Source organism: Gordonia liuliyuniae (genome assembly GCF_021739025.1).
GTDB lineage: Bacteria > Actinomycetota > Actinomycetes > Mycobacteriales > Mycobacteriaceae > Gordonia > Gordonia liuliyuniae.
This window is the reverse complement of the sequence record NZ_JAKKOT010000006.1, coordinates 24,188-40,596: the sequence shown is the minus strand read 5'-3', so window position 1 is coordinate 40,596 and position 16,409 is coordinate 24,188. Positions and strand designations below refer to the sequence as shown.

14 protein-coding genes are annotated in these 16,409 nt (G+C 67.4%); 7 read left to right on the top strand and 7 right to left on the bottom strand.

The genetic code is table 11. The features are described 5' to 3' along the window. Positions 1–19 precede the first annotated feature (19 nt). Positions 20–967, top strand: a complete 948-nt coding sequence (gene coaE / locus L5G28_RS13410; RefSeq protein ID WP_237001975.1) for a dephospho-CoA kinase — start codon at positions 20–22, stop codon at positions 965–967. Here coaE and L5G28_RS13405 read toward each other — a convergent pair. Both L5G28_RS13405 and L5G28_RS13400 read right to left on the bottom strand, forming a co-directional pair. Beyond that, the gene (locus L5G28_RS13405; RefSeq protein ID WP_237001974.1) at positions 949–1,503 is read right to left on the bottom strand and encodes an SWIM zinc finger family protein; all 555 of its coding nucleotides are present in this window, start codon (positions 1,501–1,503) and stop codon (positions 949–951) included. The genes coaE and L5G28_RS13405 overlap by 19 nt on opposite strands. 7 nt (positions 1,504–1,510) lie before the next feature. Then, complete coding sequence (locus L5G28_RS13400) at positions 1,511–3,121, bottom strand: DEAD/DEAH box helicase (protein WP_237001973.1); 1,611 nt, start codon at positions 3,119–3,121, stop codon at positions 1,511–1,513. Between the two features lie 189 nt (positions 3,122–3,310). Between L5G28_RS13400 and L5G28_RS13395 the strand changes: the two genes are divergently transcribed. Continuing rightward, on the top strand, positions 3,311–4,057 hold the full coding sequence (locus L5G28_RS13395) for a TetR/AcrR family transcriptional regulator C-terminal domain-containing protein (RefSeq protein ID WP_237001972.1): 747 nt from the start codon (positions 3,311–3,313) through the stop codon (positions 4,055–4,057). Positions 4,058–4,079: 22 nt separating this feature from the next. On the opposite strand, the gene L5G28_RS13390 is transcribed toward L5G28_RS13395, so the two are convergent. Next, a complete protein-coding gene (locus L5G28_RS13390) occupies positions 4,080–4,622 on the bottom strand; it encodes a DUF402 domain-containing protein (protein WP_237001971.1) in 543 nt (180 codons plus the stop codon). A 106-nt stretch (positions 4,623–4,728) separates the two neighbouring features. On the opposite strand from L5G28_RS13390, the gene L5G28_RS13385 reads away from it, so the two are divergent. Next, entirely contained in the window at positions 4,729–5,190 is a 462-nt protein-coding gene (locus tag L5G28_RS13385; RefSeq protein ID WP_237001970.1) for a VOC family protein, read from the top strand. 4 nt (positions 5,191–5,194) lie between these two features. On the opposite strand, the gene L5G28_RS13380 is transcribed toward L5G28_RS13385, so the two are convergent. Next, positions 5,195–5,611 carry a QcrA and Rieske domain-containing protein gene (locus L5G28_RS13380; RefSeq protein WP_237001969.1) on the bottom strand — a complete coding sequence of 139 codons (417 nt, stop codon included), beginning with the start codon at positions 5,609–5,611 and terminating at the stop codon, positions 5,195–5,197. Positions 5,612–5,744: 133 nt separating this feature from the next. Here L5G28_RS13380 and uvrB point away from each other — a divergent pair, with 133 nt between their 5' ends. Together uvrB and L5G28_RS13370 are read left to right on the top strand one after the other, a co-directional pair. Beyond that, positions 5,745–7,898 carry an excinuclease ABC subunit UvrB gene (gene uvrB / locus L5G28_RS13375; protein WP_236998412.1) on the top strand — a complete coding sequence of 718 codons (2,154 nt, stop codon included), beginning with the start codon at positions 5,745–5,747 and terminating at the stop codon, positions 7,896–7,898. Between the two features lie 156 nt (positions 7,899–8,054). Further along, the gene (locus L5G28_RS13370) at positions 8,055–8,498 is read left to right on the top strand and encodes a universal stress protein (protein WP_236998411.1); all 444 of its coding nucleotides are present in this window, start codon (positions 8,055–8,057) and stop codon (positions 8,496–8,498) included. A 40-nt stretch (positions 8,499–8,538) separates the two neighbouring features. Here the strand turns inward: L5G28_RS13370 and L5G28_RS13365 are convergent, their stop codons facing one another. The 3 genes from L5G28_RS13365 to L5G28_RS13355 all read right to left on the bottom strand — a co-directional run bounded on the left by L5G28_RS13365 (position 8,539) and on the right by L5G28_RS13355 (position 12,574). Further along, a complete protein-coding gene (locus tag L5G28_RS13365) occupies positions 8,539–10,800 on the bottom strand; it encodes a HelD family protein (RefSeq protein WP_265744340.1) in 2,262 nt (753 codons plus the stop codon). Positions 10,801–10,967: 167 nt separating this feature from the next. After that, positions 10,968–11,747: a DoxX family protein gene (locus L5G28_RS13360; protein WP_237001968.1), complete on the bottom strand. Its 780-nt coding sequence runs from the start codon at positions 11,745–11,747 to the stop codon at positions 10,968–10,970. Positions 11,748–11,875: 128 nt separating this feature from the next. After that, positions 11,876–12,574 carry an MBL fold metallo-hydrolase gene (locus tag L5G28_RS13355; protein ID WP_237001967.1) on the bottom strand — a complete coding sequence of 233 codons (699 nt, stop codon included), beginning with the start codon at positions 12,572–12,574 and terminating at the stop codon, positions 11,876–11,878. A gap of 128 nt (positions 12,575–12,702) precedes the next feature. Between L5G28_RS13355 and uvrA the strand changes: the two genes are divergently transcribed. Both uvrA and L5G28_RS13345 read left to right on the top strand, forming a co-directional pair. Then, complete coding sequence (uvrA, locus tag L5G28_RS13350) at positions 12,703–15,576, top strand: excinuclease ABC subunit UvrA (protein ID WP_237001966.1); 2,874 nt, start codon at positions 12,703–12,705, stop codon at positions 15,574–15,576. A gap of 20 nt (positions 15,577–15,596) precedes the next feature. Beyond that, positions 15,597–16,382 (top strand): methyltransferase, encoded by a 786-nt coding sequence (locus L5G28_RS13345; RefSeq protein ID WP_237001965.1) that lies wholly within the window; start codon positions 15,597–15,599, stop codon positions 16,380–16,382. Positions 16,383–16,409: the final 27 nt, after the last annotated feature.

Here is a 16,409-nt window from a genome sequence, read left to right as displayed (position 1 = left end):
ATCTGTCACAGTAGAACTCGTGATCAGAATCGGCCTGACCGGCGGTATCGGCGCTGGAAAATCGACAGTCGCTCAGACGTTCATCTCCCAGGGCGCCTACCACGTCGACGCGGACAAGATCGCTCGCGAAGTCGTCGACCGCGGCACCCCCGGCCTCGCGCAGCTGGCCGAGGCGTTCGGCGAGGAGATCCTGTCCGCCGACGGCAGCCTGGATCGTCCGGCGCTCGCCGCGAAGGCCTTCGTCAGCGACGAGAACCGGCAGCTCCTCAACTCGATCACCCACCCGTTGATCGGCGCACGCACCCAAGAGCTCACCGACGCGGCCCCCGACGACGCGATCATCCTCCACGACGTCCCCCTGCTGGTGGAAGGGCATATGGCGCCGTTCTACCACCTGGTCGTCGTGGTCCACACCGACGCCGATGTCCGGCTGGACCGACTCGTCGACCTGCGTGGGATGGAGATCAGCGATGCCCGTCAGCGCATTGCGGCACAAGCCACCGACGACCAGCGACGCGCCGTTGCCGACGTCTGGCTCGACAACTCCGGGGCCCCCGAGGTGCTCGCCGCCGCCGCAGTCGCCGTGTGGGACGAGCGACTGGCGCCGTTCCGCGACAATGTGTCCGCGGGACGCGCCGTGGCGCCGACGATCGACGACACCGCCGACGACCCGGAATGGGCCGCGCTCAGCGCGCGCGTCGTCAATCGCCTGTGGGCGCTCGTCGGTGCCGGAGCGCACGCTGTCGAACACACCGCGACGACTCTGTCCGACGACAATCCGGCCCGCCCGGTGCTGGACATGACCGTCACCGTCGCCGACCTCGCCGCAGCCAACGCCCTCGCCGCCCCGCTCGCGGCAGGCGGTTTTCCGGCTGTCCAGTCCACCAACTCTGCGCAGCGCCTGCACGCCAGCGCCGACCCCGGCCGCGGCGTCCGAATCCGCGTGGTTCAGCGTTCCGCGACGTAGTAGTCGCGGACCGAGAGGGCGGCGATCGGCGTCCACCGGGGAGGCGGACCGTCGACGGCGTCCGTGTCGGCGTCGTCCGCGGAGCCCTGGCCGGACTGCATGCCGAGCACGGTCGACGGTGCATGGTCGACGAGGGCGGCGAGCGCGTAGAGGGCGGCGAGGACGTGAACGCACATCGTCTTCCGCGCCCGACACGAGCAGTCGGCGGCTTCGAGGGCGGCGGCCGGGCGCAGTCCCCGCGCGCGCAGAGCCGCGTGGACCGTGTCGTCGGGCTCGGTCCGCGACCCCATCTCCTCGCGGAGCGCCACCACCACGGCGGACTCCATCGCCGCGATCTCCAGGCGTGCAACCGATGCTTCGCCGCCTCGGTGGACGCGTGCGGTGACCTGCCTGCCGTCGATCTCCAACGTGACCCCGTTGTTCCGCGCGATCCGGCGAGCGCTCGGCGCCGAGGCGTTTGGGACAGTCGCCGTGATGGGCTCGGCGATCCGGACGATGTCAGCGCCCCAGGTCGTGAATCCGAAATCTGTTGCCATCGTCGGTTCAGTCCTCTCGGTTCCGTCGCAGCACGTCCAACAGCCTGTCGTCGTCGAGGGTGGCGAGTTCGGTGACGATCGACGAGTCGTCTGCGTGCACCCCGAGCAACGCCTTGCGGCGATGCATCTGATCGATGTGCTCCTCCAACGTCGTCGCGGTCGTCAACGTGGTGACCGTGACCGGACGGTCCTGACCGATGCGGTGCACTCGATCGGTCGCCTGCGCTTCGACCGCTGGATTCCACCACCGGTCGAAGTGGACGACGTCGGAGGCGCGGGTCAGGGTCAGACCCGAACCGCCCGCTTTGAGGCTGACCACCAGAGCGGCCGGCCCGTCGCCGGACTGGAAGCGGTCGGCGATCCGCGCCCGCTCGTCCGGCGACACACCACCGTGGAAGAACTCGACGTCGCCGCCGACGACGTCCGACGCGGCGCACGCGAGCAACTCGCCGGTCCTGCGGTACTGCGTGAACAGGAGGGTGGGCCGGTCGGCCGCGGCGTTCGCCTCCACGATCTCCATCGTGACGTCGAGCTTGCCGGAGCGACCCGGCTCCCAGGCGTACGCGGTCCCGCTCGGGGCATCGAAATCGGCGAGATCGGGATAATTGCAGATCTGCTTCAACGTGGTGAGCACGGCCAGGAGCCTCCCGTGCCGCGCCAGGCCGGACCCGAACCCGTCGTCGGCGGCGCGCGCCAGACACGCGTCGTACAGCCGAGCCTGCTCGGCGGTCAGATCGCACACGACCGGATTGTCGATCTTCGGGGGGAGAGCCGCGGCCGCCCGGTCCTTGGTGCGAGCCAACATCACCGGGGCGACGGCTGCTCGTAATCGGTGCAGGGCGCCGTCGTCGCCGGATGCGACGGCCTTCGTGAATCGACGGCGGAAGACCGCCTTCACCGGGAACATCGACGGCGTCACGACTCGCAGGATGGCCCACAGGTCGTCGAGCGAGTTCTCGATCGGCGTGCCGGTCAGGGCGATCCTCGCCGCGGCATCGAGGCCGCGTGCGGCGCGCGACACCTGGGTTCGCGGATTCTTCAGCGCATGAGCCTCGTCGAACACGACTGCACCCCAACGAGTTTCGGCGAGCTCCGTCGCCGACAGTCGCAGTCGGGCGTACGAGACGATGGTGACGCGGTCGACGAGCGAGGGTGCGAAGCGGTCGGTCTCGCGGCGCCAGTTGGTGATGAGACTCGTCGGACAGACCACCAGATGACGTCCGTCGTCGAGCCGGTCCAGGACGGCGATCGTCTGCAGCGTCTTGCCCAGGCCCATCTCATCGGCGAGAAGGGCGCCACCGTGGGCTGCGACGGTCCGCAGCAGCCACGCCGCACCCGCGACCTGATACGGCCGCAGCGTCGCGTCGATGCCGGCGAGCGACTCGGCGACGTTCAGCGACTCGCGCAGCGCGGTCGCCGCGTAGTCGGCGGAGGTCACGGCGGTGGTCGTCGGGTCGGCTTCGGCGTGCGCGGCCACCGGCAGCCGAGGCGACGCTGTCGGGTCGTCGCGCAGAGTCCGCCACGCGCTGAGGGAGTCAGAGGGCCGAGGCCGCGTCGGCAGATCCGCCACGTCGATGAGGTCACAGCGGACCGGGACGACGCCGAGAGCCCCGTCCACCGGGACGACTAACGGCAACGATGTAGTACGGGCCGGGTCGTCGGTACGGTGCGACGACCAGACGGCGAACTGGTGGAGATCGGGGAGATAGGTGACTTCGAGACTCAGGGCTCATCCTCTTCGTCGAACACTGTGGAGTACGGTGTACGGAGTACCGCCGCAGTGTACACCGTACGGGGAAGAGGTGCCATGAGTCCCGAAGAGGAAGCGAAAGCGCTCGTCAGGCTGCTGTGGCGGGCTGAATCGGAGCCTGCGAGCCCGCGAAAGGGGCCGAGACAACGGTTCACCGTCGATGAGGTCGTGGCCGAGGCGATCGCGCTCGCCGACGCCGACGGGCTCGCCGCGATGACTGTCCGGACGCTCGCGAGGCGTCTCGGCATCGGCGCGATGAGCGTGTACACATACGTGCCGACACGCGATGTCCTGATCGCGCTCATGGTCGACGCCGTCGCGCTCGAACGCGGCGTGCCCGCGCCGGGTGCCACTGTCCGCGAGTCACTGACGGCCACGGCTCGCGATGTGCGGGCCGGCTATCTCGAGCACCCCTGGCTGCTGGAGGTCTCGCCGTGGCGGGATGCGCTCGGCCCCGGCAGACTGCAGCGATATGAGGCGCAACTCGCGGCGATCGACGAACTGCCGGTCGACGACGTCGAACGCGATGCGCTCATCACGCTCGTGGAATCGTTTGCCGCCGGAAGCGCGCGCGACGCAGTCGGCGCGCGGGCGGCGTCCAAGGGTGCGATGACCGACCCGCAGTGGTGGGGCGTGGTCGGCCCGGAGCTGGCCGCGGTGATGCCGGACGGCCGCTACCCGCTCGCCACCCGAGTCGGGACCGCCGTCGGTGAGCGGTACGGGGCACCTGGAAGCGGGGTGGACGGATTCGAACTGGGCCTCGCCGCGCTGCTCGACGGGATCGAGAGACGCATGGGCCGTTGACGGTCCATGCGAGTTTCGGAGGTCACGCGGTGTCGATCCACGTCAGCGGCTCGCCGATCTGCATGTCGAGCCAGGCCTGAACCCCGCCTGCGACGGCCGAACCGGTCATCGTGATCGTCGAGATCTCCACGGCCTTCGCACACTCGGCCGTGGTCAACAGCCCTGCCGCGTGCGCCTGGAAGATCTCGTCCACGTCGACCAGTCGAAGGGGGCGTTCGGCCTCATCGATCAGGTCGAGGTACCAGTCGACCGCGTGCCAACGCCCGTCGGCGTCGGGGCCGCTGAACTCACCGACGTCCAGGTACAGGCGTTGGTTCGGGCGGTACCCGTCCACGAAGTGGAAGATGTTGGCGCGCAGACCGAGCGCGGGCAGGAGCCAGACCTCGAGGTGGGTGAACCGCGGATGATCGGCGGTGCGCGACATATACAACCCGTACGACGTCTCGCGGTACTCCAGCACCGGTCGCCGGAACCCCTTGTTGTCGGTGTTCGTCATCGCCGGAACGTCGAACACCTCCACCTTCGGCGGATGGATGTACGCGTCAACGGCGCCGGATGAACTCATGAGCCGACCATAGCGGCAGCCGCCGACGATCACGGTGCGTCTGCGATCACGGTGCGTCTGCGCAGACTCGGCGACGAGCGTCGGAACCGGCCTCTATCGTGGGGCCATGACGAACTCCCCGCCCCCGTCACCTCCGCCGGCCGGACCGAGCGTCACCGCGATCACTCTCGGTGTTCGGGACGTGGCCGCGTCTGCGGCGTTCTACACGACCGGACTCGGTTTCGTACTGCTCGACCGTGTCGCCGACGAGATCGCGTTCGTGCAGGCAGGGCACGGCCTGATGATCGCGTTGTGGGACGTCGAGCAGATGCCGTCTGAGTACGGTGAGGTCGGGCACGGCCGACTCGCGCCGCCGGTGTCCCTCGGCCACAACGTGTCGGCCGCTGACGACGTCGCGGAGTGGCATCGTCTTGCGGTCGATGCGGGAGCCGTGTCGATCACCGAGCCGACCGCGCAGCCGTGGGGCGGCGTGAGCGCATGCGTCGCCGACCCGGACGGGTTCCGCTGGGACTTCGTCTACAATCCGGCGTTCGGAGTGGCCGACACCGGTGAGGTGACCGGAGTCTGAGCGGTCAGGCTCGGACGACGTCGACCCCGCGCACCTGCACGGCGACCGGCGTCAGCGGTTCCGTAGCCGGGCCGCGCACCAGCGATCCATCGAGATTGAATTCGCTTCCGTGGCAAGGGCAGTCGAGCTTGTCGCCCTTCGGTGCGACGGCACACCCCTGGTGGGGGCATTTCGTCGAGAACGCCGCGAACTCGCCCTCCTTCGCCTGTGTGACGACGACGTCGCCGACCACGATGCCGCCACCGACCGGCACCTTCGACGTCTCGGTCAGCATTTGACCGGTGGAGGTCTGCCCGGTGGACCCGCCGTCCGACCCACTTGAGTCGTCGCTGCCGCAGGCGGCCGCGCCCAGCGCGACGGCGGTGATGGGCGCCGCGATGAGAACGGTGCGGCGGGAAAGATCAGTTCGGTTCTGAGTCATTTCGTCTCCTGGGTCATCTCGTCTCGGGGCTGTGGTGGGGCGGAGTCAAACGGTGCCGCTTCGATTTCATCAGCCCGGCGCTGTCCGCGCCGAGGATCGGCAGAATGTCGGTGGTGGTGTCTACCCTTGTGGCATGGCATTCCCTGCGGAGAAACCGGTCATCGCGCACTCGGAGTTCAGGCCGGTCGGTGACATCGAACGAACCGACGGCGAGTTCGAGGTCGTCAGTGAGTACGAGCCCGCAGGTGACCAGCCCACGGCGATCGCCGACCTCCAGCAGCGGCTGGCGGCGGGGGAGAAGGACGTCGTCCTCCTCGGTGCGACTGGTACCGGCAAGTCGGCGACCACGGCGTGGCTCATCGAACAGGTGCAGCGACCGACACTCGTGATGGCGCCGAACAAAACGCTCGCCGCGCAGTTGGCGAACGAACTGCGCGAGATGCTGCCGAACAACGCCGTCGAGTACTTCGTGTCGTACTACGACTACTACCAACCCGAGGCGTACATCGCGCAGACCGACACCTACATCGAGAAGGACAGCTCGATCAACGACGACGTCGAGCGGCTTCGGCACTCGGCGACGTCGAACCTGCTGTCGCGACGCGACGTCGTGGTCGTGGCATCGGTGTCGTGCATCTACGGTCTCGGCACGCCGCAGTCGTACCTCGATCGATCGATCGAGCTCGGCGTCGGCGAGACGGTCGACCGTGACGCGTTGCTCCGGCTCCTCGTCGACGTGCAGTACACGCGCAACGACATGTCCTTCACGCGCGGCGGTTTCCGCGTGCGCGGTGACACCGTCGAGATCATCCCGTCGTACGAGGAGTTGGCGGTCCGGATTGAGTTCTTCGGTGATGAGATCGAAGCGCTCTACTATCTGCATCCGCTCACCGGAGACGTCGTCCGCCGGGTCGATTCGTTGCGGATCTTCCCGGCCACGCACTACGTGGCCGGACCAGAGCGCATGGAGAAGGCGATGGCGAGCATCGAAGCCGAACTCGAGGAGCGGCTCGCCGACTTGGAGGCGAAAGGCAAGCTCCTGGAGGCGCAGCGTCTGCGGATGCGCACCACCTACGACCTGGAGATGATGCGGCAAGTCGGGTTCTGTTCGGGGATCGAGAACTATTCGCGCCACATCGACGGACGTGGCCCGGGGACCGCGCCCGCCACCCTGATCGACTACTTTCCCGACGACTTCCTCCTGGTGATCGACGAGTCTCACGTGACGGTCCCGCAGATCGGTGCGATGTACGAAGGCGACATGTCTCGTAAACGGAACCTTGTCGAGTTCGGCTTCCGGCTACCGTCGGCCGTCGACAACCGGCCTCTCACCTGGGATGAGTTCGTCGACCGGATCGGGCAGACCGTGTACCTATCCGCGACCCCCGGTGCGTATGAGCTCGGCCAGTCCGGCGGCGAGTTCGTCGAGCAGGTGATCCGACCGACCGGCCTTCTCGATCCGGAGATCGTGGTCAAACCCACGAAGGGGCAGATCGACGACCTCGTGCACGAGATCCGTCAGCGCACTGATCGTGACGAGCGCGTCCTGGTGACCACTCTCACCAAGAAGATGTCCGAAGATCTCACCGACTATCTCCTCGAACTCGGGATCAGAGTGCGGTATCTGCATTCGGAGGTCGACACATTGCGCCGTGTGGAACTCCTCCGTCAACTCCGCACCGGCGAGTACGACGTCCTCGTCGGCATCAACCTCCTCCGCGAAGGCCTCGACCTTCCCGAGGTGTCACTCGTCGCGATTCTCGACGCCGACAAAGAAGGCTTCCTGCGAAGCACCACCTCGCTGATTCAAACGGTCGGCCGCGCGGCTCGAAATGTGTCGGGACAAGTCCACATGTATGCGGACAAGATCACCGATTCAATGCAGAACGCGATCGACGAGACCGAGCGTCGTCGCGCCAAGCAGATCGCGTACAACACGGAGAAGGGCGTCGACCCGCAGCCGTTGCGGAAGAAGATCGCCGACATCCTCGACAAGGTGTACGCCGAGGCCGACGACACCGTCGAGATCGGCGGGTCCGGACGCAACTCCAGTCGCGGACGCCGCGCGCAAGGCGAAGTGTCCAAGGCGGTCAGTGCCGGAGTGTACGAGCAGCGGGACACGTCGTCGATGCCGCGCGCCGAACTCGCAGATCTGGTTCACGAACTGACCGACCAGATGATGAATGCGGCGCGAGATCTGCAGTTCGAACTCGCCGGACGACTCCGCGACGAGATTGCGGATCTGAAGAAGGAACTGCGCGGAATGGATGCCGCAGGCATCAAGTGACGGCGCTTTCATCGTCGTCGCCGGTGATTCCTCGACGACAGTGGCTACCAACTAGGAGAGTTTCCGGGTTACGACAGGGTATGTTCGGTGTCGGAAAAGGGTTCGCCTGGACTTTCCCGGCCAAGCCCCTGTGACATCACTGGAGGGAATTCACACATGAGCGGATACTCGACGATCGTGGTCGGCACCGATGGATCGGAATCGTCGCTGAAGGCCGTCGAACGCGCGGGTGCGGTCGCAGGCGACGCGACTGTCGTCATCGCGTGCGCGTACTTCCCGAACGACGGGAAGTCGGCGACCGGAGCGTCCGACGCCCTGCGCGACGAGGCATACCAGGTGATGGGGTCATCACCGACCGAAGAGATCCTGCGGACCGCGAAGGAGCGCGCGCTCGGAGCCGGTGCGACGACCGTCGTGCAGCGAGCCGTCCAGGGCGCGCCCGTCGACGCGCTGCTTCAGCTGATCGTCGACGTGCAAGCCGACCTGCTGGTCGTCGGCAACCGCGGACTGAACTCGATCGCAGGCCGACTCCTCGGCTCGGTCCCCGCGGACGTCGCCCGCAAGGCGGCCTGCGACGTCCTGATCGTGCACACCACGTAGTTCACGTCACTGCGTCTCCGTGTGCCTCGACTCCGCTGATTCAGCGGAGTCGAGGCATGTCGGCGAGGTCCGGCGGCAGCGCCCTCGCGTGTACGACGACGAGCCGCTGGGTCGCGCGAGTCAGCGCCACGTACAGGTCGTTGTACCCACGGGGCGATTCGGCGACGAGATCGGCCGGTTCGGCGAGGATCACCGAATCGAACTCGAGACCCTTCGCCGCGGTGATCGCGTGGACCGAGACGTCCGACCCGAGGTCGGTGAGCCCTGCGCGGACCTCATCGGCGGTCCCGTCCGACGCGATCACTGTCGTCAGCCCCGCCCACTCGTCGGCGGAGACGAGCTCAGCGACAGTCGCCGCGATGTCGTCGCCGGATACGGCGTACGGATCGATTCCGTTGGACCGCAACGACGTCGGCGCCTCCAAGTCGGGGTCGATCCACGCCAGTACCCGGTTGGCGTACCGCGTGATCTCCGACGGAGTCCGATAGTTGACGGTGAGCTCGTGTAGCCGCCACCGATTGGCGACGTATGGTTCGAATACCTCGCGCCACGAGGTGGCTCCCGCGGCGTCGCCGGTCTGTGCGGTGTCGCCGATGACGGTCATCCACCGGTTAGGAATACGCCGCATCACCATTCGCCACGCCATCGACGACAGTTCCTGCGCCTCGTCGACGATCACGTGGCCGAATGTCCAGGTGCGATCCTCGTAGGCACGCTCGGCGGTGGTCCGACGTTCGACGTGCACCTGGCGTTCCGCGAGTTGCTCGGCGTCGATCAGGTCGTACGCCATCAGGATCTCAGGGTCGAGGTCGTCCTCGAGATCCTGCGGCGCGGAACCGGTGAGGATGTCGAGAGCGTCCTGCGCCTCGGACAGCTTCTGACGCCAGCGGGCGCGATTGATTCGGTCCGCCTCGTCTGTTCGGTAGCCGATGAGTTCGGCGAGCTCGTCGAGGAGAGGGACATCGCCGGGCGACAGGTCGGCATCGTTCGCGAGGGGCCGGGCAGGACGGTACAGGGCGTCGCGTTCAGCATCGGTCCACCCGCGGGTCGCCTTTCGCAGGAAGCCCGGATCGTCGTACAGGTCGCGCAGCACACCCTGCGGAGTGAGCGTCGGCCAGTACTCGGTCACGGCGGCGACGACGTGCGGGTCCGCTTCGAGTTCGGCTCGGATGTCTTCGAGGTCGGCGGCAGTCAACAGTTGCGAGCCGTCGAGTTCACTCGCGCCGATGCGGCGGGCGTGGACGTCGGCGAGCTCGTCGAGCGCCGCGCGTAGAAACGCGCGCTGCGCGAGATTGTGCGCCCGGCGGGTCGAACGGGCGTCCGCCCGCGCCGTCTTGATGACCTCGGCGTCGATCGGCAGGTCGTAGCCGTCGAATCGGACGACGACGTCTCTTCCCGGCAGCGACTGGCGGGCCCGGACGGCCGCGCGCACGACGTTGAGCATCCGCTGGTCGCCCTTGAGCGCGGTCGCTTCACGTGAATCGTGTCCGCGAGCGGTGACGTCCGGGAACAGGTCGCCGACCGTCGACAACAGCACACCGGTCTCGCCGAGGGACGGCAGCACCTGACCGATGTACCGCAGGAAGTCTTCGTTGGGGCCGAGGATGAGCACGCCGCTGCGCGAGAGCAGATCGCGGTGCGTGTAGAGGAGATACGCCGCGCGGTGGAGGGCGACGGCGGTCTTGCCGGTACCCGGCCCGCCCTGGACGACGACCACCCCGCGGTGTGTCGACCGGATGATCTCGTCCTGCTCGCGCTGGATCGTCTCGACGATGTCGGTCATCTCGCCGGTGCGCGCGGCGTTCAACGCGTCGACGAGCGCGGACTCGTTCACCACGTTGGCGCCCGCCGCGGCGTCGTCGATGCGTCCCGACAGCAGGTTCTCGTCGGAGACGCTCCGGACCGTGCGCGAGCGGGTCCGGATGTGGCGTCGGCGTTCGACGTCCTCGGGGGCTGCGGGGGTCGCGAGATAGAACGGTCGCGCCAACGGAGCACGCCAGTCGAGGAGGAGAGTGGTGTCGCGTTCGTCGTCGTCGAGGATGCCGATACGGCCGATGCGCCGGACTTCGTCGTCGACCGAGGCGGAGGCCATGTCGAGCCGACCGAAGTACAGGTTGTGTTCGGCTGCGTCGATCTTGGTCAGGTCGTCGCTGTACATGCGCTCGTACGATTCGCGCTCGGACAGTGCCTGCGGGGTTCCCGCTGATTCGCGGAGCGTCTCGCTCAGCCGACGACGTGTGGTCGCGCGCATGCGGTCGAGGCGCGCATACACGGCATCGAGATGCACCTGTTCGTCAGCCAGACGGGGATCCGGAACAGTTTGGTCCGGAACTGGGGTGTGCGGAACTGGGTCGGGATTGGGGGTATCGGGCTTGGGCGCGCTCACAGTCGTTCCATATTACCGACGTTCGCCGACGAGTGGCGTCGCCCCCGACGGCCTCGGATCCGACTGGGGGCACGCCGAACAGGTCAGCCTGCGATCGACTTGCGCCACGTGGCTGCGCGTCGAGCAGCCTTCTCGCCGGTCTGCTCGGCGACGTCCCGTGCGTGCGCCGCGACATCCGGGGCCCGGTCACTCACTTCGCCCGCGATGTGCTCGGCGCGGCCGCGGACAGCGTCGAAGACTTCCGGAGCCCGGTGCGACACCGTCTCGGCGACGTCGTGCGCCTGCGACTTCGCGACATCGGCCGCGTGCGAGGCACGGGCGGCCACCGCGTCCAGTGGCAGCCGGTCTGCGACGTCGTGCGCCCAGTGCTCGGCGCGCTCGGCGGCTCCGTCCCAGGCGTGTGCGGCCTCAGATCGGGCGGGCAGCGCACCGACGACTCGCTCCTGCGCCTGGTCGAGCCCACGTCGCCCACGCCAGCCGAGGGACGGCTTGCCTTCGGTGTCCGCCGACGCGATCAACACGCCGCCGAGGAGGCCGATGTTTTTGATGAAGTCCGATTGCTTGGCCCGTCTGCGGTCCGGATCGGTCTCGTTCCAGAAGTCGCTGGCGAACACCGTGGTCGGGACGAGCGTGCCGGCCAGCACGGTCGAGGCGACGCGGGGCGCCTTACCGGCGGCGAGAGCGATGCCTGCGCCGATCTGGACGACACCGGTCGCGCGGATCACGTTCTCCGTATCGGTGGGAACCGATTCGAGGAGGGGCTCCGCGGTACGAGCAGGCCCGGACGGCATGCGCACCGCATCGACGCCGGACGCGATGAAGGCTGCGCCGAGCAGTGGGCGGGCGATTCGTCGAAGGAACATGAGATCTGCCTTTCTTCTCGTCGAGTTGAAAGACACCGTGCTCGAAGCGATCAGGGGTCGCAAGACCATCGATCCGAACGCGCCGTCTTCTTCGACGGTACCGATCCCACGTCGTCTGTCGAGACGAATCACCAACCGCGGGCACGCCACTCGGGCAGGTTCGCGCGTTCCGCGCCGAGCGATGTGTCGACGCCGTGACCGGGGTAGACGGCGGTGTCGTCGCCGTAGCGGTCGAACAGTCTGGTCTCGACATGGTTGAGGAGGATGTCGAAGTCACCCGGCTCCCACGTCTTTCCGACACCGCCCGGGAACAGGGAGTCGCCGGTGAACAGGTGAACGCGGCCGGAGTCTTCGGTGAGGGCGAGCGTCACCGACCCGCGGGTGTGGCCGACGATGCCGATCACGTCCAGTGTCAGCTCACCGACGGTCACCGTGTCACCGTGGGCGAGGAGTCGGTCGGGTGTGATGGGGAGGGCCTCGGCGTCCTCCGCGCCGACCGCGTGCGGCACGTCGAGGCCGGTGCGGACCTCGTCGAGTGCCAGCCAGTGGTCCGGGTGGCCGTGCGTGGTGACGATCTGCCCGATGGTGCCGGGGATCTGTTCGGCGAGTGCCAACAGGACGCCTGCGTCGTTGGCTGCGTCGATCAGCAACGCGTCACCGGTGGCCTCGTCGGTGATCACGTAGGCGTTGTTGTCCATCGGCCCGACCGACAGCTTCACCACGGTCGCGTTGTCGAGGTCACGTCGCTGGGCCTTGTGCTGCTGGTCGTCGCCGTCCGGGGAGACGTTGCCGGTGTACTGGTCGGAGACGGTGATCTGCGGGTTCATGTCTCCAGGCTAACTGTTGTGTGCGACACCGTCGGCCGTCGTCGTGGTCACTTCGAACGGCAGATTGTCGGAGGGGCCGCGTACTCTGGCGCCCTGGGGGAACTGTTGTCAGATGTAAGGGAAAAGTAGTGGTTGATCGGCTCATCGTCCGTGGCGCGCGCGAACACAATCTGCGTGGCGTCGATGTCGACCTGCCCCGCGACTCGCTGGTCGTGTTCACGGGACTGTCGGGTTCGGGCAAGTCGTCGTTGGCGTTCGACACGATCTTCGCCGAAGGGCAACGCCGCTACGTCGAATCGCTGTCGGCGTACGCGCGGCAGTTCCTCGGACAGATGGACAAGCCGGACGTCGACTTCATCGAGGGGCTCTCGCCCGCGGTGTCGATCGACCAGAAGTCGACCAACCGCAACCCGCGGTCCACGGTCGGCACCATCACCGAGGTGTACGACTACCTCCGCCTGCTGTACGCCCGCGCGGGGACCGCGCACTGCCCGGTGTGCGGGGAACGCATCGAACGGCAGACGCCGCAGCAGATCGTCGACCAGATCCTCGAGATGGACGAGGGCACCCGGTTCCAAGTGCTCGCGCCCGTCGTACGGACGCGCAAGGGCGAGTTCGTCGACCTCTTCGCCGACCTGCAGACCCAGGGCTTCGCGCGTGCGCGCATCGACGGTGTCGTCCACCAATTGGCCGACCCGCCCAAGCTCAAGAAGCAGGAGAAGCACGACGTCGACGTCGTCGTCGACCGACTCGTCGTCAAGGCGTCTGCCAAACAGCGCCTCACCGATTCGATCGAGACCGCGCTCCGACTGGCGGACGGCATCATCGTCCTCGACTTCGTTGATCTCGACGAGAACGACCCGGACCGCGAACGTCGGTTCTCGGAGAAGATGGCGTGCCCCAACGCCCATCCGATCGCCATCGACGACCTCGAGCCGCGCGCGTTCTCGTTCAACTCGCCGTACGGAGCGTGCCCGTCGTGCGACGGTCTCGGCGTCCAGAAGGAGGTCGACGAGTCGCTCGTCGTCCCCGACCCGGACAGCACTCTGCGCGACGGCGCGGTCGCGCCGTGGTCCACCGGCCACAACGCGGCGTACTTTCTCCGTCTGATGGAGGGGCTCGGCGAACAGATGGGGTTCGACGTCGACACCCCGTGGGGGTCGTTGCCGAAGAACGCGCGTTCGGCACTGCTCAACGGGTCCGACCACCAGGTGCACGTCCGGTTCAAGAACCGCTACGGACGTGTTCGGTCGTACTACACCGAGTTCGAGGGTGTGATGTCGTTCCTGTCGCGCCGCGCCGATGCCACCGAGTCCGAGCAGATGAAGGACCGGTACGAGGGCTACATGCGCGACGTGCCGTGCCCGGCGTGCAGCGGCACCCGGCTGCGTCCCGAGATCCTCGCTGTCACCATCGACAATCCGGTGCACGGCGCGAAGTCGATCGCCGACGTGACCGCGCTGTCGGTGGCCGAATGCGCCGAATACCTCGACGGATTGCGGCTCGGTGAGCGTGAGGCCGCGATCGCGGGCCGCGTCCTCAAAGAGGTGCAGGCCCGCATCCGGTTCCTGCTCGACGTCGGCCTCGAATACCTGTCGCTCTCGCGCGCGGCGGGGTCGCTGTCGGGCGGCGAAGCGCAGCGCATCCGTCTCGCGACGCAGATCGGTGCTGGTCTGGCGGGCGTCCTCTACGTGTTGGACGAGCCGTCGATCGGCCTTCACCAGCGTGACAATCGCCGGCTGATCGACACCTTGGTCCGGTTGCGCGACCTGGGCAACACGCTGATCGTCGTCGAACACGATGAGGACACGATTCGGGCAGCCGACTGGATCGTCGACATCGGTCCGCGTGCGGGCGAGCACGGCGGACAGGTGGTGCACAGCGGCGACTACGCGGGCCTCCTGGCCAACGAGGCTTCACTGACGGGCGCCTACCTGTCCGGTCGGGAAGTGCTCGACGTTCCTGCCGTCCGACGTCCGATCGACAAGAAGCGTCAGGTGACCGTCGTCGGAGCGCGTGAGAACAACCTGCGCGGGATCGACGTCTCGTTCCCGCTCGGTGTTGTCACCGCGGTCACCGGCGTGTCCGGGTCGGGCAAGTCGACGCTCGTCAACGACATCCTCGCGACCGTGTTGGCAAACAAGCTGAACGGCGCCCGCCAGGTTCCCGGACACCACACCCGGATCAAGGGCCTCGAACACCTGGACAAGCTCGTCCAGGTGGACCAGTCGCCGATCGGGCGTACCCCGCGCTCGAACCCGGCGACCTACACGGGCGTCTTCGACAAGATCCGCACGCTGTTCGCGGCGACGACCGAGGCGAAGGTCCGCGGCTATCAACCGGGGCGCTTCTCGTTCAACGTCAAGGGCGGACGATGCGAAGCGTGCATGGGTGAAGGCACCATCAAGATCGAGATGAACTTCCTACCCGACGTGTATGTCCCGTGCGAGGTGTGCCACGGCGCGCGCTACAACCGCGAGACGCTCGAAGTGCACTACAAGGGCAAGACGATCGCGGAAGTGCTCGACATGCCGATCGACGAGGCCGCTGACTTCTTCGAGCCGGTCACGTCGATCCACCGCTACTTGAAGACACTCGTCGAGGTCGGGCTCGGCTACGTCCGACTCGGTCAGCCTGCGCCGACCCTGTCCGGTGGTGAAGCGCAGCGTGTGAAGCTGGCGTCCGAACTGCAGAAGCGGTCGACGGGCCGCACCGTCTACATTCTCGACGAGCCGACCACCGGTCTGCACTTCGAAGACATCCGTAAACTCCTGCTGGTGATCAACGGACTCGTTGACAAGGGCAACACGGTGATCGTCATCGAACACAACCTCGATGTCATCAAGACGGCCGACTGGATCATCGACATGGGCCCCGAAGGCGGCAACGGTGGCGGCACCGTCGTCGCACAGGGCACGCCGGAGGCGGTCGCGGCTGTTCCGGAGTCGCACACGGGCAGATTCATCGGCGACGTCCTCCCACCGGTCGAAGAGGCAGGCTGATCGACCCCGTCGTCGATGCGTTGAAGTCCGCGGGCTGCGTGTTCGCGGACGACGAGGCGCGTGTCCTGCGCCGCTGGGTTCGCGATGACGGGCAGTTGGACGCGTGGGTTCGACGCCGGGCTGCGGGGGAGCCGCTCGAGCACATCGTCGGACGCGTCGAATTCGGCGGTCTCGACCTGCACGTCGGCACCGGAGTCTTCGTGCCTCGACAGCGGTCGCTGCTGTTGGCTGCGGTCGCCGCGAAACTGGTCAGTACAGAACTGCTCGGCACAGAACTGATTCGCGGCATCGACGGCGTCTTTGTCGAGGCGTGCTGTGGGGTGGCGCCGATCGGTGCCTGGGTCGCGAGGGCGTCACCGGGCACGCCGGTGATACTCACCGACACCGATGAGCGTGCGCTGCACTTCGCACGCCGTAACGTCCCCACCGCTGACGCTCACCGCGGCGACCTGCTCGCGGCGCTGCCGGAGCCGATGCTCGGACGAGTCGCTGTCGTCGCCGCCGTCACGCCGTACGTGCCCGACTCTTACGCCGGGCTGTTGCCAGCCGAAGCCGTCGACCACGAACCGCCTGCGGCGCTGTTCGGTGGATCGGACGGGCTCGACGCGGTGCGACGGCTCGTCGGAGCCTCGCGTGAGGTTCTGGTTCCGGGCGGAGCCGTCGCGCTGGAGCTGCATCGCGGTCAGGTCGCCGCGGCCGCGGCGCTTGCGGACGAGATCGGTTACCGGACGCGCATCGTCGACGGCGACGACGGGCAGACGGTCGTCCTCGTAGCGCGGGATTCTCGCAGCATGCCTCGTCGATAGGCTTCGCCTGCCGTTCGCGAGGCACTA